This is a genomic window from Flexivirga meconopsidis, from assembly GCF_026162425.1.
Taxonomy (GTDB): domain Bacteria; phylum Actinomycetota; class Actinomycetes; order Actinomycetales; family Dermatophilaceae; genus Flexivirga; species Flexivirga meconopsidis.
Map to the genome: position 1 here is coordinate 481,974 of NZ_JAOBQJ010000004.1, position 23,115 is coordinate 505,088.

The window sequence follows — 23,115 nt, forward strand, 5'->3', positions numbered from 1 at the left end:
TGCCTCACTGGGAGATCGAGCTGACCGGCACCGCGGGTCCGTAGAGCTTCCGCAGCTGGGGCGCGAAATGGCGCCACCAGGCGGCGCCGCCGGCCTTGTCGAAGTGCACGCCGTCGGGGCGCAGCACCGAGCCGTCGATCCGCGCCTGGTAGCTGCCGCCGGGGCACAGCCAGCTGCGCAGGTCGAGCACGGTCGTCCTGGGGTGGGTGCGCGCGACCTCGGCGAGTATGTCGTTGACCGCTTGCTGACGCCGTGGGTCGTTCTGGACGTCGGCGGACGCCGCGTCCATCCGCGGGTCGACGCCGGGCAACGCCGCGGCACCGGTGGCGCCGCGCCGGTCGTAGCAAGGGATGCCCGCGAGTGCGACCGGGTAGCGCCCGTGGGCGCCCGCCACGTCGACCGCCTCGCCGTAGGCCCGGGTGAGCGCGGTGCGCCACTCGGGCGTGCCCACCCGCAGCAGGCGTCCACCGTCCCAGCGGTCGAACAGCTCGGCCGAGCCCGACACCACGACCGACAGGCGGGGCCGGGTCTGCTCGACCAGCGCCGCCCACCGCTGCTCCCAGTCGGCGCACTGCGACGTCGGCTGGGTGCGGAACTGCGCGACCTGCAACTCCTGCGGGATCGCGATGCCGCAGCCGAGCTGGGTGCTGGAACCGAGGCTGACGTCCGGGTGGTCCCGCTGCGGGAAGTACTTCCAGAGGGTGAACGCGACCGAGTCACCGAACAGTGCGATCCGGTCCTGCCCGGAGCGCATCGGCCCGGTGACCGTGGTGATGTTGCCCGGCAGCGCCGTGCCGAAGATCGGGTCGCGTGCGTTGGCGGTGGAGACGAACGCGCCGGTGATGCCGACGGCGAGCGCGAGGCCGGCGGCGATCACCCCGCCGTGTGGCATCAGCCGGCGCAGCGCCCCGTGCCGGATCGGCCGCTCGACCGCCCAGTCGAAGCTGTAGGCGACCACGAAGACGACGGCCATCCGCAGCACCAGGAGCGCGAGGCCGGACAGGCCGGTGCGTTGTTCGTTGAGAATCAGGAACAGCGGCCAGTGCCAGATGTAGAGCCCGTAGATGCGCCGCCCGATCGCCGCGAGCGGCGCCCACGCGAGCAGCCGGCTGAGCAGTCCGTGGCGGACCGTGGCCAGGTGCCAGCAGACACCGACGGCGAACAGTGCGGACACGAAGAAGCCGCCGCGGAAGACCCATTGGCTGCGGTCGTCGACGAACAGCGGTATGACGAACAGCCACGCCAGCCCCGCCCATCCGGCGATCGCCGAGAGGGTGTCGCGGTGCAACCGCACGCCCATCAGCACGGTCACCGGACGCCGGGCGGCGTCGCGTCTGCGGCGGCTCTGTTGCGCCAGCAGCACCGCGAGCGCACAGCCGAGCAGCAGCGCCTGGGCGCGGGTGAAGGTGTTGTAGTAGACCGCCGACGGGTCACCGTAGGGCTGATATTGCAGCGCCATCGCGACCGCCGACACCACGGCGCCGATGAGCAGCGCGGTCGGCAGCCCGCGCAGTCGGCCCTTGCGCAGCGCGAGCCAGCCGAGCAGCAGCAACGGCCAGACGAGATAGAACTGCTCCTCGATCGACAGCGACCAGGTGTGCAGCAGTGGCGAGACCGTGCTGCCGGTCTCGAAGTAGGACTGCTTGTCCTCGATGAACCGCCAGTTGGACCAGAAGGTGAGCGCCGAGATCATGTCCCAGCGGAACCGCTCGAGCGTCGTGGCGTCGGCGAGGAACTTGGCGTAGAACGCGGCGAGCAGCACCACCGCGGTCATCGCCGGCAGCAGTCGCCGCGCGCGCCCCGACCAGAAGGTCAGCAACGGAATCGTGCCCCACCGGTCCCGTTGCCGCAGCAGCAGTGAGGTGATCAGGTAGCCGCTCACCGCGAAGAACATGTCGATCGCCAGGAACGCTCCGGTCAGCACGCTCCAGCCGGCGTGGTAGAGCAGCACGACGAGGACGCCGATGCCGCGGAAGCCGTCGATCGCGGGCAGGTAATGGTCACCGGCCCGCTCGTGGATCGCCCGCCGCCGGGGTTTCGGGTCAGCCATCGCGCGAGCCCGTCAACCGCACGAGTTGTGGCGCCAGCCAGCCCCAGATGACCGCCGCGCCGGCCGGGTCGAAGTGCACACCGTCGGCGAAGAGGGTGACGCCCCCGGGGCGGGCCGGAGCACCGGCCGGGCAGACAGCGCGGCCCAGATCGATGACCGGCGCGGCGTTGCGATCTGCCCATCGCCGCAGGATCGCGTTGATGTGCACCGGTTTTCGCAGCTCGGACAGGGCAGCCGGCGCGTTCTTGCGGAACGCGCCGACAAACTCCGGCGACGCGGTCGACTCGTCCAGGCACGCCATTGTCACGACCGCGACCTTCGTGCCGGTCCGCTGCGCCCCGGCGCGCACCTCATCGAGCCGCTGCTCGACCGCTGCCGCATACCGCGGCTGGCCCAGGCTGCGGGTCTGCCCGTCGATGCGGTGCGGCAGGGTCAGCAGGGTGGAGGGGAAGATCAGCAGCAACTCGGGCCGGTCCTTGCGTAGTTGCTGCGGCCAGGCGTCCTTGGCCCGCCGGCAGTCGGCGAGGTTGCCGGTCATTCGCTCGGTCGCCGGGTTGTAGTAGGGCTCATCGAGCAGGTCGCACCCCGACACCGCCGCGTCCACCACCCGCAGCCGAGGGAAGTTCGCCTCCGGATAGTCGCCGGCCAACCGGTCCGCGACCGAATCGCCATACACCGCAACCGAAACCGCTCTCTCCGGCTTCTGGTATGACGCCTGACCCGCGACCAGCGGCACGATCCGCGTGGGTGCATCGGTCGCGGGCACCCCGGCCGATGCCTTGGCGCCCACCCCGACCGCGCCAAGCGCGAGCGCGACGATGCAGCCGGCCGCGATCGAGCGCGCGGTGAGCAGCTTGCCGGCGATCGCACGCAGCCCCTCCCGCCGGACCGGCAGCTCCAGCCGCTGGTAGGACAGCACCGCGATGCCGATGGTCAGCGCGAAGCCGAGCACCACCCGGACCGCGGCCCCATCATCGGGCATCGCCTGCGCGAGCCAGAGCCCGATCGGCCAGTGCCATAGATAGCAGCCGTAGGAGATCCGGCCGAGCGCCGCGAGCGGCGGGACCGCGAGCGCCCGCTGCAGGGGGCCGATCCGGTCGTCGGCGGCAGCCCACACCCAGGCGACCATCGCGATCGACAGGGCGAACATGCCGCCGCGGGTCATCAGATTGGTTTGCGGGTCGGCGACCACGAAGCCGATGACGCTGATCGCGAGAGCGGTCCAGCCGACGTACTGCACGGTCTGCTTGCCGAAGCGCGGCATCGGCGTGCGGTCACCGGCGGCCCGTGGCGCCAGCCAGGCGCCGAGCGCGGCGCCGAGCAGCAGCGACTGGGCGCGGGTGTCGGTGCCGTAGTAGGTGTGCGAGCGCGCCACCTCGGATCCGACACCGACATACGCCATCCAGAGCGCCGACACCACGGCGAGCCCGACGAACACCGCGACCAGCGCACGCCGCGAGCGCAGCCAGGCGGTCAGCCCGAGCACGAGCAGCGGTGCCACGAGGTAGAACTGCTCCTCGACCGACAGCGACCAGGTGTGCTGCAACATCGACGGCTCGGTGAACTGCACGAAGTACTGGTTGCTCTGTGAGATCAGCCGCCAGTTCATGAAGTAGCCCATGGTCGCCAGCACGTCCCAGCGCAGCGGCCCGCGCTGGGCGTCGGAGGCGAAGAGGAATCCCCAGACCAGCACGGTGAGCAGCAGCGCACCGAGAGCCGGGAAGAGTCGTCGGGCCCGGCGGGCGTAGAACGCGCCGAAGCGCAGCTTGCCGGTCGTGACCCGTTCGGCGACGAGCAGCCGGACGATGAGGAAGCCCGACAGCACGAAGAACACGTTGAGCGTCAGCCACGCCCCCTGCAGCCGGTCGATGCCGAAGTGGTAGGTCAACAGGAAGATCACCAGCACGCCGCGGATCCCGTCGAGGGCCGGCAGGTGCGGCGCCGGCGCAGTCGACCGGCGCTCGCCCGGCGTGCTCACGGTTTGCCTGCGGGTGTGCCGGGCACCCACTTGGCGATCTGCGGCATCAACCATTTCCAGAACGCGACGGCGCCCGCCTGGGTGTAGTGCACCCCGTCGTCCCGCAGCTTCACGCCATTCACCTTCTCGGTGAATTTGCCGGTGGGACAGACGAGTTGGCTCGTGTCGGCAAGGTGCACCTGGTCCGGGTGCTTGGCCGCGAACTTCTCCAGGATGTCGTTGACGGCCGCGGCACGCTGCGGGTCGTTGCGGTCGGTCGCCATGTTGACGCCGTTGACGACGTACTTCGGCTGGCCCAGGCACGGCACCTTGGGTATGACGACCGGTAGTTTCTGCGCGCCCGCGGCCTTCTGCATGGTCTGCAGGCCTTCTTCCATCCGGCCGAGCAGGTAGTCGGCGTAGGCCGGGCTGCCGACGGCGAGGTTCTTGTCGCCCACGTAGTGGTCGAACACCTCCCACGGACCGAGGGTCCACACGACGACCTTCGGTTTGGTGCTGCCGACCCCGTCGGACCAGTGCATGAAGACGTTGTCGCAGCCCTTCTCCGACGGCTGCCGTTTGCCGCTGACGATGACGTTCTGCTCGGCGGTGCCGCAGCCGAAATCGACTGTCGCGGTGGGTTTCACGTCCGGGTAAACCTGCTTGGGGAAGTTGTAGCCGAGGCTGAAGCCGACCGAGTCCCCGACGATGAGCAGTGAGTATTTGCCGTCGCCTTCCCCGGACACGACGGTGTTGGATCCGGCCTGCGCGGCAGGCGCGAGACGCAGACCGTTGACCGAGAGCGCGATAACGGCTGCGGTCGCGGCGACCGCAGCGAGCGGGACGACGGCGCTGATCCGCTTCCCGAGCCGCCGTAGCGCACCCTTGCGGATCGGGTTCTCGACCAGATAATAGGAAGCGGTCGCCAGCAGGAAGGTGGCTGCGAACCGGGCGATCTGCAACGGCACGCCCGAGATGTTCAGGTGCTCGGGCGTCATCACCACGAAGAGCGGGAAGTGCCATAGGTACAGCCCGTAGGACAGCATCCCGATCCAGGCCAGCGGCCGCCACGAGATGACGCGCGCCACCGAGCTGGCCGGCAGCAACTCGACCGACAGGATCAGCAGCGCGAACATCGAGTCGAAGAGCAGATAGCCGCCGTAGAACACCCAGCCGCTCGCCGGGATGAAGAAGAACCAGAAGAGCGTCAGCGCAGCGACAACCCACCCGAGCACGACGATCTCGGTGCGCCGCTTCGCGGTGAAAGCGGCGAGCCGCTGGCGCGGCACCATCGACAACGCGACCGCGAGCGCGGCGCCGACCAGGATGTCCTGCATCCGGGTGTCGGTGCCGTAGTAGACCCGCGACGGGTCGCCGCCCGGCACATAGACCAGCGCCATCACCAGGGCCGACAGCCCGGCGAGCGCGATCATCACCGCCAGGATCTTGCCGCGCCCGCCCCGCCCGAAGGCCTTGAACAACACGATCATCAGGATCGGGAAGATCAGGTAGTACTGCTCCTCGATGCCCAGCGTCCAGGCGTGCTTGAACGGTGACTCGACCGCGGTGCCGAACTGCTCAAAATAGGACTGGCCGGTGAGGATCATCCGCCAGTTGGCGACGTAGAACAGCGCGGCGAGACCGTCACCCTTGATCGTGGCCGGCGTCTGGTCGCCGAAGATGCGCGGCACCGCGAGTGACACCACGACGAGCATCAGCAGCAGCGCCGGCAGCAGGCGCTTGGCCCGCCGCGCGTAGAAGCCGACCAGATCGATCGAACCCCACCGGTCCAGCTCCTTCAGCAGCAGCCCGGTGATCAGGTAGCCGGACACCACGAAGAAGACGTTCACCGACCAGTAGCCGCCGGTTACCCAGTCGTAGGGCACGTGGAACAGCATGATCGTCAGCACCGAGACGGCACGCAGGCCGTCGAGCGCCGGGCGGTAACCGCCGCCGGTGGGTCGTGGGCTCATCTGCTCGTTATTACGTCGGGGTCAGGTCGGTGCGTCGCGTCAGCATAGTCACGTGAGACGGCGGTCACAGCGTGGGCGTACCGGCGGGTAGCGAATCTGTGACCACCGTGTCCGCCAGCTGTATGCCGTCCGGCACCCGCGTGCCGGGCGCGACCACGCACCGGTCGAGCCCCACGCCGGCGCCGACGCGCGCTCCGGGCAGCACCACCGTGCCCCGTAGTTGCGCGTCCCGCGCCACGACGGCATCGGCGTGCACGCTGCTGCCGTCGGCGATCTGCGCCGAAGGTGCCACGTCTGCGGAGGCTGCGACATACCTCTGCGGGTCGCCCGCCGGTGCGTCGGGCAGCGCGCCGGTTACCGCGTCCGCGCTCGCGTCGCGATAGGCGAACGGGTCGCCGACGTCCCGGAAGTAGCCGTCGGCGACGTGCCCGAGCACCGGCATACCGCTATCGACCAGGCGTGGGAAGACATCACGTTCGAGCGAGGCCGGGCGCGCCGGGAGTCCCCGCAGCAGCGCCGCGTCGATCACGTAACTGCCCGCGTTGATGGTGCCGGGACCGCTGCCGGTCTTCTCGGCAAATTCCAGCACCCGGCCGTCCACCGCCAGCCGCACCGAGCCGTATGCCGCGACATCCGGCACCTGCCGCACGTGCAGGCACAGTGCGCGGCCGTCGGCGGCGCCCAGCTGGGCGCGCAGGTCGTGGCTGGACAACAGGTCGCCGTTGAGCACGATCAGCCGGTCGGCCTCCGGCAGCTCCCGGGCCGCCGCGGCAGCCGCGCCACCGGTGCCGAGCGGCGTGTCCTCGGCGACATACGACAGGGCCACGCCGTAGTCGCTGCCGTCGCCCAGCGCCGCCGGGAAGTCGGCGGCCCGGTAGCCGGTGGCGATGACGACCCGCCGCACCCCGACCGCCGCGAGCCGGCGCAACTGGTAGCCGATCAGCGGCTCACGACCCAACGGCAGCAACGGTTTTGGCCGGTTGTCGGTCAGTGGCCGCATCCGGGAGCCGACGCCGCCGGCCAGCACCACGGCCGACACGTTCATGCAGGCATTATGCGCATTCGCCGTACCAACGGGTAACGTGCGCGGGACATCCGCGACCGAGATCTCTGGAGGAGCAGCATGCCCGTGTCGGTCGCGCGACGGCTGCGGACCATCGCCCGCTCCCCCGTCACCTACCTGGTGCTGATTGCGCTCATCCCGCTGGTGCTGGCCTACCTGCGCACCGTCGCGCACGGCTGGTCCCCGGAGGGTGACGACGCCGTGATCGCCGACCGGATCCGGATGGTGTTCAGCACCAATCCGCCGGTGATGGGCCAGAACTCAACCTCCGGTCTGCAGCCCGGCAAGGTCGACAGCCACCACCCGGGTCCGCTCGAGTTCTACCTGGCCGCTCCGGTCGCGTTGCTCTTCGGTTTCCACAACCTCGGCATCCTCACCGCCGTGCTCGTCGTCAACGCCCTCGCGATCGCCGGCACCGTGCTGATCGCCTGGCGGCTGCGCGGGCTGCGCACCGCCATCCCGATCACCGCGGCGGTCGTCGTGCTGCAGTGGGTGCTCGGGCCGGAGGTGCTGGTCCGGCCGCTCAACACCTACGTCGCGGCGCTGCCGGCGTTGCTGGTGCTGGTCAGCGCCTGGGCCGTCCTCGACGGCTACCTCGCGATGCTCTGGGTGTATGTCGTGAGCGCTTCGTATGTCGCGCAGGCCAACCTGGCGTTCACCCCGTTCGTGGTCGGGCTGACCGTGGTGCTCGCGCTGGTCGGTCTGGTCCGGCTGCTGCGCCGACGCGACGATCCGGACCGGTCCCCGGAGCAACGCCGCAAGCTGCTGCGCTCGTGGGCGATCGCCGGCGGGGTGCTGGTGCTGGTGTGGCTGCCGTCGCTGCTCGAGTTGGTGCTCTACTCCCCCAACAACCTGACCCAGCTGTGGCGCTATCGCAGCGAGTCGAAGGCGACCGGGACGCCCTGGTCGCGCGCGTTCGCCTACCCGCTGGGTCAGCTCGGCAGTCTCGGCTTCGGCCGGTTCACCGACGGGTATGCCGCGACGCGCGGCGGGCTCGCCGCGTCGTTCGGAGCGGTCGTGCTCGTGCTGGCGGCACTCGGCGGGTTCGCCGGGCGCAAGCTGCCGCGGACCGCCGGCAGCACCGCCTGCGGTGTCGCGCTTGTTGCGGTCGCGGCCGAGACCTGGGGCCTGACCTACATGGCCGGGTTCCCGGTGACCTACTGGACGATGCCGGTCTTCGCGATCGGGGTCTTCCTGATCGCGGCTCTCGTCATACGAGGTTGGGAGCTGGCGCCGGCCCACGTGCGGACGTTCCGGCTCGGGCCCGGGGGCTGGCGCGCGGCGGGGGCAGTCGCGGCGCTGTTCGCGGTGTTCGCCTCCGTCGGTGCCACGGCCCCGAACTGGACGGCGATGGACCGGGCGCGCACCGCGACCGACCGGCTGATCCCGTACCTGTCCCAGCACGTGGCACCCGGCTCGGGGGTCAAGGTCGGCGGCACCGGGCTCACGGCGCTCACCATGAACTCGGCGGTCGGATTCCAGTTGGACCGACGCGGTTATCACGCCTACTACATGCTGGCCCGAAAAACCCCAGAGGACACCGACGCCTACCACGTGGACGCCGCCGACCCGCTGCCGCCGGACTCGTACGCGCAGGTAAGCCTCGTCGAAGCCAGGCCCGACGGCAGTTGGCCGGCGCCGCCCGCCGGCACCCAGGTCGTCGACCTGGTGCCCGCCGATAAGGGTGGTCCGGCGGTCCGCGCCTGGGTGCGCGTGCCCGATCAGCTGCGCCCCTGACCGGGCACCGGCGAGCAGCCGGCGCCGCGCCCCGCGCAAGTTACCCCGGCGAAGCCCACTGGTGAGTAACATGCCGACCATGGCCGAGGAGTTCGAGACCCGCACCGTCCTGTCACTGCGCACCGGCACCAAGATCTGCGTGCTCATCGCGCTCGGGTTCGTGGTTGCCGCCGTCTACTTCTACTTCGTCCCGGTCACCTCGGTGCGCACCCAGTCCGGGTCGGTCTTCGGCTGTGGCTCGGCCTCCAGCCCGATGACCGGCGGGTTCGCCGAGGGCGCCTGCGGCAAGATCACCGACGTCTACAAGTACCGTGCGATCGCCTGCATCGTGCTCGCGCTGCTGACCGCGATCGTCGGCGGCCTGCTGTTCGGCGCCGACCGGCGCCAGGAAACCCGGGCGGTGCGCACCGACGTCGACCGGCACGATGACCGACACGACGAGGGCGATCGCGACCGGGACGGCGAGCGTTCGGACTCCCGCGCCACCGGTGACCGCGATCAGGATGACGACCGACCCCGCTACGACCGCGGCGACGAGGGGTCCGCTACGGATGCCACGGCAGCCGACCACGAGCAGGCCACCACCCGAGCCCAGCTACGCGACTCCGACGGCAAGCGCTACTGACGCGCGGCGCACCCCGCGGCACGTCGATGCAGGTCAGTGCGCGGCGGCGTGCCAGGAGTTGCCCACCCCGACGCTGACGTCGAGCGGCACGTCGAGCTCGACGGCGGCGCCCATCTCACGACGGACCAGCTTCTCGAGCTCTTCCCGCTCCCCGGGTGCGACCTCGAGCACGAGTTCGTCGTGCACCTGCAGCAACATCCGTGAGGCAAGCTTCTCCGCACGCAGGGCCTGATCGACCCGCAGCATGGCCAGCTTGATCACGTCGGCGGCGCTGCCCTGGATGGGCGCGTTGAGCGCCATCCGCTCGGCCATCTGCCGGCGTTGCCGGTTGTCCGAGGTCAGGTCGGGCAGGTAGCGCCGCCGGCCGAGCATGGTCTCGGTGTAGCCGGTGCGCCGCGCCTCGTCGACGACCTCGCGCAGGTAGTCACGCACCCCGCCGAACCGGGCGAAGTACTCCTCCATCAACGTGCTCGCCTCGCCGGTGGTGATGGCCAGCTGCCGCGACAACCCGTATGCCGACAGCCCGTAGGCCAGGCCGTAGGACATCGCCTTGACCTTGGCGCGCATCTCAGCGGTGACGTCCTCGGGCTCGACGGCGAAGACCCGCGACCCGACGAAGCGGTGCAGGTCCTCGCCGGTGCGGAACGCCTCGATCAGCCCCTCGTCACCGGACAGGTGGGCCATGATGCGCATCTCGATCTGGCTGTAGTCGGCCGACATCAGCGCGTCGTATCCGTTGCCCACGACGAACGCCTCGCGGATGCGGCGCCCGGCCTCGGTGCGGATCGGGATGTTCTGCAGGTTGGGGTCGGTCGACGACAGACGGCCGGTCGCGGCGATCGTCTGCTGGTAGGTGGTGTGGATGCGCGCGTCGTCGGCGATCGACTTGATCAGACCCTCGACGGTCACCCGCAACCGGGACGAATCCCGGTGTCGCAGAAGGGCTTCCAGGAAGGGGTGCTCGGTCTTTGCGTAGAGCTCGGTGAGTGCGTCGGCGTCGGTGGTGTAGCCGGTCTTGGTCTTCTTGGTCTTCGGCATCTGCAACGTCTCGAAGAGCACCACCTGCAGCTGCTTGGGCGAACCCAGATTGATGCGCTCCCCGTCGATCGCCTCGTAAGCATCCTCGGCGGCCTTGTCGAGCGAGTCGGCGTAGTCGCGTTCGAGACCGTCGAGCACGTCCGGGTCTGCGTAGATGCCGAAGCGCTCCATCGCCGCGAGCACGTCGATGAGCGGAAGCTCGATGTCGGCCAGCAGCTTGGTGCCCTCGGTGCGCTCCAGCTCCTCGTCGAGCGCGGTGGCCAGGTCGAGCACCGCCCGGGCCTGCACCATCGCCTCCTGCGCCGCGGAGTCGTGGCCGTCGAGGTCGAGCATGCCCTGTGCCGGGTCGTCCTGCTCGGGCCGCAACTCCCGGCGCAGGTGCCGCATCACCAGATCGGACAGGTCGTAGGCACGCTGATCGGGCCGCACCAGGTAGGCCGCCAGCGCGGTGTCGCTGACCAGCCCGGCGAGCGGCAACCCAGCGGCGTGCAGGGCCTGCATCGGCCCCTTGGCGTCGTGCAGCACCTTGCTGCGGGTCGGGTCGGCCAGCCACTCGCGGACCGCCTGCTCGCCCTCGCTCGGCAGCGTCTCCAGGTCGATGTATGCCGCCCGGCCGTCCTCCTCGCCGCCCACGGCGATCGCGAGGGCGCGCACGTCGCCGGTGCCGCGTGCCCACTGGCCGAGCACGTGCACCCCGGCCCGCTCCTCGGTCGACAGCTCCTGCTCGACCCACTCGGCGACGTCGTCCGGGGCGAGCACCTGGCCGTCGACCTCGATGCTGCCCTCGGCCTCGTCACCGGCCGCCTCGAGAGTGGCGAACAACCGCTCGCGCAGCACCCGGAACTCCAGGCCGTCGAAGACCTGGTGCACCTGGTCGCGGTCCCACACCTGCCGTTGCAGATCGTCGACGGTCACCGGCAGCTCGACATCGCGCACCAGCTGGTTGAGCCGCCGGTTGCGCAGCACACCGTCCAGGTGTTCGCGCAGCGCGTCGCCGACCTTGCCCTTGATCTCGCCGACGTGATCCACGATGCCGGGCAGGTCGCCATACAGGTTGATCCACTTGGCGGCGGTCTTGGCGCCGACGCCCGGCACGCCGGGCAGGTTGTCGGACTTCTCACCGACGAGCGCGGCGAGGTCGGGATAGCTGGCCGGCGGCACCAGGTAGCGCTCCTCGACCTTGGCCGGCGTCATCCGCCAGAGGTCGGAGACGCCCTTGGCCGGATAGAGCACCGTCACCTTGTCGGTGACCAGCTGCATCGCGTCGCGGTCGCCGCTGACCACCAGCACCTCGTCGAAGCCCTGCTCCTCCGCCTGCGTGGACAGGGTCGCGATCAGGTCGTCGGCCTCCCAGCCGGCGAGTTCGACGTAGCGGATCTTCAGCGCGTCGAGGATCTCGTGCACCAGCGAGACCTGGCCCTTGAACTCGTCGGGCGTCTTGGCGCGGCCGGCCTTGTATTCGGCGTACTCCTCCGCGCGGAAGGTCTGCCGGGAGACGTCGAAGCACACCGCGACGTGCGTCGGGTCCTCGTCGCGCAGCACGTTGATCAGCATCGAGGTGAAGCCGTAGACCGCGTTGGTGGGCTGACCGGTGGTGGTCGAGAAGTTCTCGACCGGCAGGGCGTAGAAGGCGCGGTAAGCCAGGGAATGACCGTCGAGCAGCAGCAGGCGTTTCACGCGTGCCACCCTATGGGCCATGACCGACAACGCAGCCACATCCCCCACCCCCGCCGTCGGCACCGACCTGGTGACGTTCTTCAACGAGATGAATGCCGGCACGCTCGGCGAGAAGATGGGCATCCAGTTCGTCGAAGCGACCCCGCAGCGGATCGTGGCGACCATGCCGGTCGAGGGCAACAATCAGCCCTACGGACTGCTGCACGGCGGCGCGAGTGTGGTGCTCGCCGAGACCCTCGGGTCGGTGGGCGCTGCGCTGCACGCCGGCGAGGGCCGCATCGCGGTCGGGCTCGACATCAACGCCACGCATCACCGCGGTGCCCGCTCCGGCCTGGTGACCGGCACCGCCACCGCGCTCTCGCTCGGGCGGACGCTCGCGTCGTACGACGTGGTGATCACCGACGAGGACGGCAACCGTCTCTGCACCTCGCGCATCACCTGTCTGCTGCGCGACACCGCACCCAAGGCCCAGTAATCCCGCTCGTGGGCGCCCGCATCCCGTAAGCGACCGTGACGCTGGCGTCACTCCTGCTTACGAGTTGCGCGCCCGGCCGATTCCTGCCGCAGCCGCGCGGCCTGCCGGATCAGATGATCGCGCTCCGGCACGCTCGTCGCGAGGTCGGCTGCCTCGGCGTACCACCGTGCGGCCGAGGCCAGGTCGCCGGCGGCTTCGACCAGGTGCGCCCGCGCCGCCGTATGGCGAGGCAGCCTCGCGTCGAGCCGGTCGAGCTCGGCCAGCCCGACGAGCGGCCCCTCGGCCTCCCCCAGGGCGACGGCCCGGTTGAGCCGCACCACAGGGGAATCGGCGATGGCGAGCAACTCGTCGTACCACTCGACGATCTGCACCCAGTCCGTCTCGGCAGCACTCGCCGCGTCCGCGTGCAAGGCTGCGATGGCCGCCTGCGCCTGATATTGGCCCAACCGGTCCCGCTCGAGCGCAGCACGCAGCACCCCGACGCCCTCGGCGATCAGGGCGGTGTCCCAGCGCGTCCGGTCCTGCTCGGCCAGCGGCACCAGCCTGCCGGAGACGTCCGTGCGCGATGCGCGTCGCGAGTGGTGCAGCAGCATCAGCGCGAGCAACCCGGCCACCTCCGGGTCGTCCGACAGCGACGCCAGCTGCCGGGTCAGCCGGATCGCCTCGACCGCGAGCTCGATGTCGCCGCCGTACCCCTCGTTGAACACCAGGTAGAGCACCCGCAGCACGGTCTCGAGCGACCCAGGCCGGTCGAGCGGCACGTCCGCGACCGTGCGCTTCGCCCGGCTGATCCGTTGCGCCATCGTCGCCTCCGGCACCAGGTGCGCGCGAGCGATCTGGCGGGTCGTCAGACCACCGACGGCGCGCAGCGTCAGCGCGACCGCCGACCCGGGCGACAGCGACGGATGAGCGCAGAGGAAGTAGAGCCACAACGAGTCGTCCATGCCGTATGCCGGGCCGGTCACGGCCGCGGAGTCGACCGCGAATTCTCTTGCTGTGCGCGATGATTCGGCCCGCCGCGCGTCGAGGAACTTGCGCCACGCGACGGTGACGAGCCAGCCCATCGGGTCGCGCGGCGGGTCGCCCGGCCAGGACTCGAGCGCCTTGAGCAGCGCCTCCTGCACGGCATCCTCGGCCGACGCGAAGTCCGCTCCGCGCCGGACGAGCACCCCGATGACCGCGGGCACCAGGTTCCGCAGCTGCGTCTCGTTCACTCGGTCAGATCGGCCGAGTCGTCGAGGAACGGTCGCAGTTCCAGCCATTCCCGGATCGGCTTGCCGCCGGCGCCGGGGGCGTCCGACAACTCACCGGCCAGTTCGACCGCGCGGTCGTAGCTGTCGACGTCGATGATCATCCACCCGGCGATCAGGTCCTTGGTCTCGGCGAACGGCCCGTCGACCACGGGCGGCTCCCCCTCGCCACCGGCCCGCACCCACACACCCTGCGGCGACAGCGCCTGACCACTGACGAACTCCCCGGACTGCTCCAGTCGCTCGGCGAAGTCGTCCATGTACTTCAGGTGCGCGGCGAGTTCGTCCGGTGTCCACTGGTCCATCGGCACGTCGTTCGGCGCGGCCGGTGCGCCGCGATAGTGCTTGAGCATCAGATACTTGGCCATGGTGGGTTTCCCTTCCTGCCTCAGGCATCTTGCCGCGCGGCGCGTGCCCGGACCAGTTCCTCGACGGCGCTGGGCAAGGTGTGCTCGAAGTCGATCAGCTTCGCCCAGGTCGGGGTCACAACGATCCGCACCATCGCCGGGTAGAGCGAGCGCACCTCGGCCTCCCACTCCACCCGCTGTTCGTCGCTCATCCGGTAACTGCCGTTGATCTGCAGATACTCCTCGGGGATGCCCTCCACGAGGTCGAGTTCGACGGTGCCTCGGATCAGCAGGATCTTCGGTGGGTGCACCTCGGTGTCGATCGTCAGCGCGACCTGCGGGTTGCGCCGCAGCGAGGGCAGCTTGGGCGCGTTGGTGCTGGTGCACAGCACCAACGTCGAGCCGTTCCAGGCGAACGCGATCGGGATGCACCGCGGGGTGCCGTCGGCCGCGACATACGCCAGGCGCGCAATGTCGCGGGCCAGTAGTTCCGCGCTGCCCGGACGGTTCAGGACCTCGGTGACGTCTTGTTGGTCCATCGTCTTGCTCCTGTTCCAGAGGTGTCGGGCCGCCGTGGTGGGCGGCTCGTACCCCTGGGACGGAGCGGTCCGGAGCTTCTCGACATCCCCGCGAGAAAAGTTTGCGGCGGCTACTCCGCCGACGAGGACGCCATCGCGACCCGGGTGCGGGAGCGGGCGCGCAGCGACCGCCGGCGGCGTACTGCCTCGGACACCGAGGGCGGGTGATGGCTGCCTGCCAACCGGCGACGCAGCGCGGCGGCGGTCGTGGTGCGCTCAGTGACCACCGACGCAAAACCGAGCCGGGCGAAGAACCGGTTGGCGTCGCGGCTGGTCGCCGGCACGCAGGAGACGATGTCGGAGGCACCCAGGTGCTCGGCGTATGACGCAACCATCGCCAGCAACGCCTTGGCGACCCCGCGCTGGCGCCGCCCCGGCTTCACCCAGAGCAGGTCGATCCAGACCGCGATGTCGTCGTTGAGCGCACTGACCGGGCCGTGCATGACGACGGTGAAGCCGACCGGCTCCTCGTCGATCGTGGCGAGGTAGATGCGCACGTCCTCGCGCTGACACGAGACCCGCAGGCGGCCCTCGCGAATGGTGCGTTCGGCGTGGTCGGCCGACAAACCCTGGGCGGCTCGAGACTCCACCCACAAAGCGGCGAACCGCTCCTCGTCGCCCGGGCTGACCCGCGCGACCTGCACGGCCGATCTGGCCATTGACGTCCTCCGTGGCAGACACCGATGAGTAGTTGAATGCACGACTGCAGACGGCAGCGTACGCCTCCCACCCGGGTGCCCGACACAGGGTTGGAACAGTCAGTTGTCACACCCCGACTCATCGGTAACCTGCGCCGCTCAGCCGCCGAGGTAGGCCGCCTTCACCGCGTCGTCGGCGGCGAGTTCGGCGCCGCTGCCTTCCCGGGTGATCCGGCCGGTCTCGAGGATGTAGGCCCGGTTGGCGAGCTTGAGCGCCTGGTTGGCGTTCTGCTCCACCAGCAGCACCGTGGTGCCCTGCTGGTTGACCTCCTTGATAATCCGGAAGATCTGCCGGATGAACTGCGGGGCCAACCCCATCGACGGCTCGTCGAGCAGCAGCAGCTTCGGGTGCGCCATCAGCGCCCGGCCGATGGCAAGCATCTGCTGCTCGCCGCCGGACATCGTGCCGCCGCTCTGCTTCTGCCGCTCCTTCAGGCGCGGGAACAGGTCGAAGACCCGGTCGAAGTCGGCCGACATGCTCGACTTGTCCTTGCGGGCGTAGGCGCCCATGTCGAGGTTCTCCAGGACGGTCATCGACGGGAAGATGCCGCGCCCTTCCGGAGTCAGCGAGATGCCGCGCACCACCCGCAGGTGCGCCTTGGTGCGGGAGATGTCGTCCCCGTCGAAGGTGATCGACCCGCCCGACAGCCCGAGCAGGCCGGCGACGGCCCGCATCGTGGTGGTCTTGCCGGCACCGTTGGCCCCGATCAGCGAGACGATCTCACCCTCTTCCACGTGGATCGACATGTCGTGGATGGCCTGGATCCGCCCGTAGTGGACGCTCACGTCGTCCAGCTCAAGCAACGCCATCGTCGTCCTCGTCTTCCTCAACGCCCAGGTATGCCGCAATCACGGCCGGATCCTGCTGAATCTGCTGCGGTGCGCCGTCGGCGATCTTGCGCCCGAACTCCAGCACCACGATGCGGTCGGTCACGCCCATCACGAGCTTCATGTCGTGCTCGATGAGCAGCACCGTGTAACCGTCGTCGCGGATCTGCCGGATGAGCTGCATCAGCTCCTGCTTCTCGGCCGGGTTGAAGCCGGCCGCCGGCTCGTCCAGGCAGAGCAGCTTCGGCTCGGTCGCGAGCGCCCGCGCGATCTCCAGCCTGCGCTGGTAGCCGTAGGGCAGGCTGCGCGACGGCGACATCGCCTGGTCGGCGATGCCGACGAACTCCAGCAGCGCCATACCGCGGTCGATCGACTCGCGCTCCTCGCGCACGTGACGCGGCAGCCGGAAGATCGCGCCCGGGACGCTCGTGCCGTGCCGGGCGTCCAGGCCGACGACGACGTTCTCCAAGGCGGTCATCTCACCGAACAGCCGGATGTTCTGGAAGGTGCGCGCGATGCCGGCGCGGGTGATCGCGTGTCGCTTCTTGCCGAGCAGGGACACCCCTTCCATCGTGACGTCCCCCGAGGACGGCTTGTAGACACCGGTCATCGCGTTGAAGCAGGTCGTCTTGCCGGCACCGTTGGGTCCGATCAGGCCGAGGATCTCACCGCGGTTGATGTCGAACGTCACGTGATCCAGTGCGGTCAAACCACCGAATTGCACTGTCAACTCGTCCAATTGGACCAGCGGCTCGCCCTCGCTGACCGCGATCTCGCGATCCGGCGCGACGATGTCGGCGATCTCCTCCTGGGTGATCGGCACGCCGTCCGGGCCGGTCGGGGTCTCCTCCGGCTCAGGCACCTGGCTCATCGGTCCTTCTCCTTACCCAGGCTGACCGACGTTGCCCCGGTCGCGGCCGTGCTCGGTGTGCCGGAGGGCGCGCTGCCCACCCAGTCGCGCAGTCTTCGGATGGCGGCGAGCAGGTGGTTGCGGGCCGGCAGCAGGCCCTGCGGCCGGAAGATCATCAGCACGACCAGCACCACTCCGAAGATCAGGTACTTGTAGTCGGCGATGCCGGTGAACCGGTCAGGCACGTAGGACACGATCGCCCCGCCGATGATCGCGCCGAACTTGTTGCCCGAACCGCCCAGCACCACAGCAGCCAGGAAGAGCATCGATGTCGGCACGTCGAACCGTTGGTTGTTGATGAAGCCGACCTGGCCGGCGAACAACGCACCGGACAGACCACCGATCGCCGCACCGATCGCGAACGCCCACAGCTTGTACTTGAACGTCGGCACGCCCATGGTCTCGGCCGCGTCCTCGTCCTCTCGTATGGCGATCCACGCGCGCCCGACACGAGAACGCTCGAGGTTACCCAGCAGCAGCATCACCGCGACGATGATCAGGACCGTCAGCATGTACCACGCGGTGCCGTTCTCGAACAATGGCTTGCCGTCGCGGGTGCCCGGCGGCATACCGATGTTCTGGAAGCCGGTGTTGCCCTTCAGCGCCGGCACGATGTTGGCAAGCAGCCGGATGATCTCGCCGAAGCCGAGCGTCACGATCGCCAGGTAGTCGCCGCGCAATCGCAGCGTCGGCACACCCAGCAAGATCCCGAAGAACGCGGTGACGACCATCGCGAGCGGCAGCGTGAAGAGATACGGGATGTGCACGTAGCTGCTGTCCGGGCTGGTCCACAGCGCCGCGACATAACAGCCGATCGCGAAGAACCCGACGTATCCCAGGTCGAGCAGCCCCGCCTGCCCGACCACCACGTTGAGGCCGAGCGCGGCCAGCGCGAACCGGGCCATGTTGAAGCAGGCAATCGAGAAATCGGTGTCCGGCGTGCTGATGATCGGCGGGTTGATGACCGGCAGCAACAGCACCAGCACAAGAAATACGGCGAGCAGGATCCACTGCTGCCACCGTTCCAAGCCGGCCCACCACCGGCGTACGCCGCCGAGCACACCACCAGAACGCGGTTGATCCTCCGCCGCCTGCGCGTTGTCCTCCTGCTGCTCGGCGTGCACTCCGCCGAGCGGATCCTTACCCATGCTCATGCCGCGCCTCTTCCCTCGCCCGCTCGTCGCTCATGCCGCATATCACGCACGCACCTTCGCCAGACTCGATCCGAGAATGCCTTCCGGCCGCACCATGAGCACCAGCAGCAGTACGACGAAGCAGACCACGTCGTTCCACTGCGCATCGCCGAGCAGGTACTGCCCGTAGTTGCCGATCAGGCCGAGCAGGAAGCCACCGAGCAGGGCACCGCGGATGTTGCCGATGCCGCCGAGCACCGCGGCCGCGAACGCCTTGATGCCGAGCACGAAGCCGCCGTTGTAGATGGCACCGGACGGCACTTGCATGATGTAGAACAAGCCGGCCGCACCGGCCAGCAGACCGCCGATGGCGAAGGTGAGCACGATGATCCGCTCGGTGCTGACGCCCATCAGGGTCGCGGTGTCGGGATCCTGGGCGACCGCGCGAATCCCACGCCCGGTTCGCGTCCGCCGGACGAACTGGTCGACCGCGATCATCATCGCGAGCGCCGCGACGACGATGATGATCTGGTTGAGGAAGATCAGCGTGTCCCCGATCTGGAAGATCGCCTTGACCGGCACCATGCGCACCGACGGCTCGGCAACCGATCCGCGCCAGAGGAAGATCAGGTACTGGATGGCGAACGAGACCCCGATGGCGGTGATCAAGAACGCCAGCCGCGGGGCGCCCCTGGCGCGTAACGGGCGGTAGGCGATGCGCTCCACCAGCACCGCGACGACCGCCGACGTGACCGCACCGGCCAGCAGCGCGACCAGCAGATCGCCGATCAGCGGGATTGTGCCGAGGTTCGGGGAGTTGCCGTCGAAGCCCAGCCCGGTGAGGGTGAAGACCACGGCGTACGCGCCCGAGATGAACACCTCGGAGTGCGCGAAGTTGATCAGGTTGAGGACGCCGTACACCAAGGTGTAGCCGACCGCGACCAGGGCGTAGATCCCGCCATACGTGATGCCGTCGCGGGTCGCCGGCAGAAAATTCGAGAACAGCGAGTCCCAGTTGAAGCTGATCCAGCTTTCGCTACTGGCGGTGGCAAGTTCGTGCAGCATCGAGGAGTTCCTCCGCAGGTGATGTGTCCGGGCAGGTCGCACCCGCGTACGGCGGCGGCCCACCTGAAGCTGTGGCGGGCCGCCGACGTACGACGGTGGGGTCAGCCCTCGCTGATCACGCCCACGGACTTGATGACGCCACCGTCCACCTTGTAGCCGTAGACCGGCAGGGCGGACAGCTCACCCTTGGAGTCCCACTTGTACTTCTTGGACAGGCCCGCCGCGTCGTAGCTCTTGATGAAGTCCTTCAGCTTGGCGCGGGTGGTGTTGCCCTTGTCGATGCCGGCCAACATGATCGTCATCGCGTCATACCCCTCGACCGAATAGGTGCCCGGCGCCTGACCGTTCGAGACGCCCTTGTATGCCGTGGCGAACTCCGGGATCAGGTCACCGGGGATGCAGGGGCAGGTGAAGTAGGCGTTCTTGCTGGCGTCGCCCGCCTGCTTGACGAACTCCGGGTCCTTCACACCGTCCGGGCCGATGAAGACACCCTTGAATCCACCATCGGAAAGCTGCTGGTCCAGCGGCGCGCCCTCGGCGTAGTAACCGGCATAAAAGACCGCATCGGCCTTGGAGTCCAGCACCTTCTGGACGGTCGCGGAGAAGTCCTTCTGCTTGGTGGTGACCTTGTCGGTGCCGGCCAGCTTGTCCCCGAGGCCCTTGGTGGCGGTGTTCGCCAGGCCGATGCCGTAGGTCGAGTCGTCCTGCACGACGTAGACCTTCTTGGCACCGAGCTTGTCGGCCAGCTTGGATACCGCCGGGCCCTGCACGTTGTCGTTACCGAGGCCACGGAAGAACGTCGTCCAGCCGTTGTCCGCCAGCGCTGGGTCGGTGGCGGACGGGGTGATGTGCGCCAGGCCGGCGTTCTCGAAGATCTTGCCGGTCGCCTTGGACTCACCCGAGAACGGCAGGCCGATGACGCCGATGATGTTCTTGTCGGAGGTCGCCTTCGTCGCCGGCCCGGTCGCCTTGGTCGGGTCACCCTCGGTGTCGAACTTGGTGAACTTCACCTGACAGCCCGGGTTCGCCTTGTTGTGTTCGTTCACCGCGAGTTGCACGCCGTTGTAGATGTTGATGCCGAGCTGCGCGTTGTCGCCGGTCATCGCGCCGACATACCCGATCGTGGTGTTCGGGTCGCACTTGGCCTTGCCGTCACCGGCGGGCTTCACCGCGTCGCTCGGCACGTCGATCTTGCTCTGCACCGGCAGGTTCTTCAGGTCGCCGCCGAGGGCCCCACCCGAACCACTGCCCCCTCCGCCACCGGAGCTGCTGTTGGCGCATCCGGCCACGGCCATCATTGCCACAATCGCCGGGATGGCGAGTTTCTGCGTTGCACGCACGAAGGTTCCTCCTGAGACAGGGCACGCGTTCGCCGAGTGCGTTCGCGCGTGGAACCGAAGATTAGAGTGAAATCGCGCAGATAGCTCGCAACTTACGAGCTTTCGACGCCGGTTTGTGATGAAACGGTCGTCTAGTTATGGCCAAATGCTTGGTGCTATTACCATATCCGACGGGCTGGACGACCGGTCAGTCCGGTGGGTTCTCGGCGGCGCCGGTGATCACGGCGTCGGCTACCTCGCGCATCCCGAGGCGCCGGTCCATGGCGGTCTTCTGGATCCACCGGAATGCGCCCGGCTCGTCCAACCCGAGCTGTTTCATCAGGATGCCCTTCGCCCGGTCGAGGCTCTTGCGGGTCGCGAGCCGGTCACCGAGGTCGGCGACCTCCTGCTCCAGCGCCTTTCGCTCCGACCAGCGCGACCGGGCGACCGTGATCGCCGGTCGCAGGTCCTCGATGGTGAACGGCTTGAGCACATAGGCCATCACGCCCGCATCGGAGGCACGCTCGACGAGCTCCTTGTCGGAGAACGCGGTCAGCATCACCACGGGTGCGATGCCGGCCGCGCCGATCTCGTCGGCGGCGCTGATCCCGTCGAGCACCGGCATCTTCACGTCCATCACGACCAGGTCGGGGTGCAGCTGCGCGGCCTGGTCGACCGCCTGGCGTCCGTCCCCGACCTCGGCGACCACCTCGTAGCCGGCGTCACGCAGCATCTCGGCGATGTCGAGACGGATGATCGCCTCGTCCTCCGCGACGATCACGCGGAGCGGGCCCGTTTCGTTGTTCACGCCTGCCAGCCAATCACAGCGATGTTTCGCCAATGCTACGGCCGCGGACAGTTGCTGCGTCAGCCACGCAGATGCGAGACACCGGCCCAGCCGGGGTCGGCTTCCACCGACACCTTGACCTTGCCGTCCGGCCAGCCGGCGACCGCGGCCCGCACCTGCTCCACCGCCGGCGTGGCGCTGTCGGCATACACGTGCAGCAGGCAGGTGCCGCCGCTGCACTCGCGCGCCACCACCCGGCCCTGGCCCTCGAGCCGCTCGGTGATGTGGTCCTGCAGGTTGCGCAGCGCGGCCAATGACCCGTTGCTCGGCAGGTCGTTGTCGTCCTTCTCGCCGTATGGCGCAGCGACCACGATGTGACTGTCCAGTTGCGGAGCCCAGGCAGCTGCCAGCGGCACCTGCGCGACCGCGGACACCGGCCCCTTCGGACCGGTGCCCTGCAGCACCAGCCACTGCGGCTGGCCGCCCTCACCGGTGAACTCCTCGCGCAGGTCGCGCACTACGGCACGCAGCCCGGCCAGGCCGAACCCGTCGAGCGGCGGCTCGGTGGCGGTCGCGAGCTCACCGATCCAGGTCTCGGTCGCCTCCTCGCCGAGGGCGGCGTCGAGCGCCAGGAAGGACACCGAAAGTCGTTGCTGCTCACGCAGATCCGCCAGGCGGGGGTGGTAGAAGGTGACATCGACGCGGCTGCCCTGGCGACGCACGCCGACCCGCGCGTCGTCGAGCGCGACCTGCACCTCGTCGATCTCGATCCCGTGCCCGGCGAGCTCGGCGACCGGCTGCCTCGAGTCGGCGTAGGACCAGACCAGATCCGCTTCGGGCGCACGGCGCAGCCAGCGCCGTGCGGCGGCCCGCAGCTCCGGATCGCCGGCCGCGGTCACCACCAACAGGTGCGCGGACTCGCGCCCCGGCGCCAACTCCCACGCCAGGCCTTCCTCGATGGCCGCGACGCGTTTGCTCAGCTCGATGGCGGTCTCGGCACCGGCGGTGTCCATCGCGATCGTCCGTGACCCGCCACCGGTCCACCAGGTCCAGAACGCGTCGATGGCGGCGCCGGGGTCGTCACGCCGCTTGCCGAAGAGTGCCATGCGCCCCATCCAACACCCGGGCTAGAACAGCGCGCGCACCTGGGCGAGAGCCTTGTCGGCATACCCCTGCCACATGCGGCCGAAGACCGGCAATGCCACGGTGCTCAACGCCATTCGCGGGTAGACCCGCCACGACCAGGTGACCTGCGTCTCGGCGCCGCGGGCGGTGAATGCCCAGCGGCCGTCGACCCCTCCGGCGAGCGGCTTCAACGCGCCGGTGATGTCACTGATGTGGTAGCTGAACGCGGTCGGCGAGTCGACCGTGACGAGCTCTTCGCGCATCGTGCCGCCGTCGGAGAGCACGATCGTGCGGGCTTGCCCGACGGTGCCCCAGACGCCCTGCTGATCGCGCACCTGCTTGATCGGCGGGAGGGCGAGGTGGCGCCCCGCGAACAACTGCGGCAGCGGCGCGACGATCACGTCGCGGAATGCCCGCTCGGGATCGGCGGGCACAAGGACCGACGCACTGACGTCCAGGGGTGAACTCATGGTCGCACGC

The 23,115-nt window shown here is 69.1% G+C and carries 20 protein-coding genes; 3 read left to right on the forward strand and 17 right to left on the reverse strand.

The window, feature by feature from the left end; genetic code table 11:
* Nucleotides 1–4 precede the first annotated feature (4 nt).
* From N2M23_RS15815 to N2M23_RS15830, 4 genes are all read right to left on the reverse strand, one after another.
* Complete coding sequence (locus tag N2M23_RS15815; RefSeq protein ID WP_265446773.1) at nucleotides 5–2,050, reverse strand: acyltransferase family protein; 2,046 nt, start codon at nucleotides 2,048–2,050, stop codon at nucleotides 5–7.
* Nucleotides 2,043–4,028 (reverse strand): SGNH/GDSL hydrolase family protein, encoded by a 1,986-nt coding sequence (locus tag N2M23_RS15820; RefSeq protein WP_265446775.1) that lies wholly within the window; start codon nucleotides 4,026–4,028, stop codon nucleotides 2,043–2,045. The genes N2M23_RS15815 and N2M23_RS15820 overlap by 8 nt, the downstream gene beginning before the upstream one ends.
* Complete coding sequence (locus N2M23_RS15825; protein WP_265446777.1) at nucleotides 4,025–5,980, reverse strand: acyltransferase family protein; 1,956 nt, start codon at nucleotides 5,978–5,980, stop codon at nucleotides 4,025–4,027. The genes N2M23_RS15820 and N2M23_RS15825 overlap by 4 nt, the downstream gene beginning before the upstream one ends.
* A 64-nt stretch (nucleotides 5,981–6,044) precedes the next feature.
* Nucleotides 6,045–7,025, reverse strand: coding sequence for a nucleotidyltransferase family protein (locus tag N2M23_RS15830; protein ID WP_265446778.1), 981 nt, complete (start codon nucleotides 7,023–7,025; stop codon nucleotides 6,045–6,047).
* Nucleotides 7,026–7,103: 78 nt separating this feature from the next.
* Between N2M23_RS15830 and N2M23_RS15835 the strand changes: the two genes are divergently transcribed.
* Together N2M23_RS15835 and N2M23_RS15840 are read left to right on the forward strand one after the other, a co-directional pair.
* Nucleotides 7,104–8,780 (forward strand): hypothetical protein, encoded by a 1,677-nt coding sequence (locus N2M23_RS15835; protein WP_265446779.1) that lies wholly within the window; start codon nucleotides 7,104–7,106, stop codon nucleotides 8,778–8,780.
* Nucleotides 8,781–8,859: 79 nt separating this feature from the next.
* Entirely contained in the window at nucleotides 8,860–9,405 is a 546-nt protein-coding gene (locus N2M23_RS15840) for a hypothetical protein (protein ID WP_265446781.1), read from the forward strand.
* 33 nt (nucleotides 9,406–9,438) lie between these two features.
* Here the strand turns inward: N2M23_RS15840 and polA are convergent, their stop codons facing one another.
* Nucleotides 9,439–12,120 carry a DNA polymerase I gene (gene polA / locus N2M23_RS15845; RefSeq protein WP_265446783.1) on the reverse strand — a complete coding sequence of 894 codons (2,682 nt, stop codon included), beginning with the start codon at nucleotides 12,118–12,120 and terminating at the stop codon, nucleotides 9,439–9,441.
* Nucleotides 12,121–12,208: 88 nt separating this feature from the next.
* On the opposite strand from polA, the gene N2M23_RS15850 reads away from it, so the two are divergent.
* On the forward strand, nucleotides 12,209–12,595 hold the full coding sequence (locus tag N2M23_RS15850) for a PaaI family thioesterase (protein WP_265446995.1): 387 nt from the start codon (nucleotides 12,209–12,211) through the stop codon (nucleotides 12,593–12,595).
* A 47-nt stretch (nucleotides 12,596–12,642) separates the two neighbouring features.
* Here the strand turns inward: N2M23_RS15850 and N2M23_RS15855 are convergent, their stop codons facing one another.
* The 12 genes from N2M23_RS15855 to N2M23_RS15910 form a co-directional block, all read right to left on the reverse strand.
* A complete protein-coding gene (locus tag N2M23_RS15855; RefSeq protein WP_265446785.1) occupies nucleotides 12,643–13,809 on the reverse strand; it encodes an RNA polymerase sigma factor in 1,167 nt (388 codons plus the stop codon).
* Nucleotides 13,806–14,213, reverse strand: a complete 408-nt coding sequence (locus N2M23_RS15860; protein WP_265446787.1) for a YciI family protein — start codon at nucleotides 14,211–14,213, stop codon at nucleotides 13,806–13,808. The genes N2M23_RS15855 and N2M23_RS15860 overlap by 4 nt, the downstream gene beginning before the upstream one ends.
* Before the next feature lie 20 nt (nucleotides 14,214–14,233).
* Nucleotides 14,234–14,731: a pyridoxamine 5'-phosphate oxidase family protein gene (locus N2M23_RS15865; RefSeq protein ID WP_265446788.1), complete on the reverse strand. Its 498-nt coding sequence runs from the start codon at nucleotides 14,729–14,731 to the stop codon at nucleotides 14,234–14,236.
* A 110-nt stretch (nucleotides 14,732–14,841) separates the two neighbouring features.
* Entirely contained in the window at nucleotides 14,842–15,429 is a 588-nt protein-coding gene (locus N2M23_RS15870; protein WP_265446790.1) for a GNAT family N-acetyltransferase, read from the reverse strand.
* 138 nt (nucleotides 15,430–15,567) lie between these two features.
* Nucleotides 15,568–16,278, reverse strand: coding sequence for an ABC transporter ATP-binding protein (locus N2M23_RS15875; protein ID WP_265446791.1), 711 nt, complete (start codon nucleotides 16,276–16,278; stop codon nucleotides 15,568–15,570).
* Nucleotides 16,265–17,167 carry an ABC transporter ATP-binding protein gene (locus tag N2M23_RS15880; protein ID WP_265446793.1) on the reverse strand — a complete coding sequence of 301 codons (903 nt, stop codon included), beginning with the start codon at nucleotides 17,165–17,167 and terminating at the stop codon, nucleotides 16,265–16,267. The genes N2M23_RS15875 and N2M23_RS15880 overlap by 14 nt, the downstream gene beginning before the upstream one ends.
* On the reverse strand, nucleotides 17,164–18,360 hold the full coding sequence (locus tag N2M23_RS15885; protein WP_425270249.1) for a branched-chain amino acid ABC transporter permease: 1,197 nt from the start codon (nucleotides 18,358–18,360) through the stop codon (nucleotides 17,164–17,166). The genes N2M23_RS15880 and N2M23_RS15885 overlap by 4 nt, the downstream gene beginning before the upstream one ends.
* Nucleotides 18,361–18,402: 42 nt before the next feature.
* Nucleotides 18,403–19,404 carry a branched-chain amino acid ABC transporter permease gene (locus N2M23_RS15890; protein ID WP_265446795.1) on the reverse strand — a complete coding sequence of 334 codons (1,002 nt, stop codon included), beginning with the start codon at nucleotides 19,402–19,404 and terminating at the stop codon, nucleotides 18,403–18,405.
* 101 nt (nucleotides 19,405–19,505) lie between these two features.
* A complete protein-coding gene (locus tag N2M23_RS15895) occupies nucleotides 19,506–20,744 on the reverse strand; it encodes a branched-chain amino acid ABC transporter substrate-binding protein (protein ID WP_265446796.1) in 1,239 nt (412 codons plus the stop codon).
* Between the two features lie 187 nt (nucleotides 20,745–20,931).
* Nucleotides 20,932–21,531 (reverse strand): ANTAR domain-containing response regulator, encoded by a 600-nt coding sequence (locus N2M23_RS15900; RefSeq protein ID WP_341870607.1) that lies wholly within the window; start codon nucleotides 21,529–21,531, stop codon nucleotides 20,932–20,934.
* A gap of 59 nt (nucleotides 21,532–21,590) precedes the next feature.
* The gene (locus N2M23_RS15905) at nucleotides 21,591–22,616 is read right to left on the reverse strand and encodes a DUF695 domain-containing protein (RefSeq protein WP_265446799.1); all 1,026 of its coding nucleotides are present in this window, start codon (nucleotides 22,614–22,616) and stop codon (nucleotides 21,591–21,593) included.
* A gap of 21 nt (nucleotides 22,617–22,637) precedes the next feature.
* Nucleotides 22,638–23,105: an SRPBCC family protein gene (locus tag N2M23_RS15910; RefSeq protein ID WP_265446801.1), complete on the reverse strand. Its 468-nt coding sequence runs from the start codon at nucleotides 23,103–23,105 to the stop codon at nucleotides 22,638–22,640.
* Between the last annotated feature and the right edge of the window lie 10 nt (nucleotides 23,106–23,115).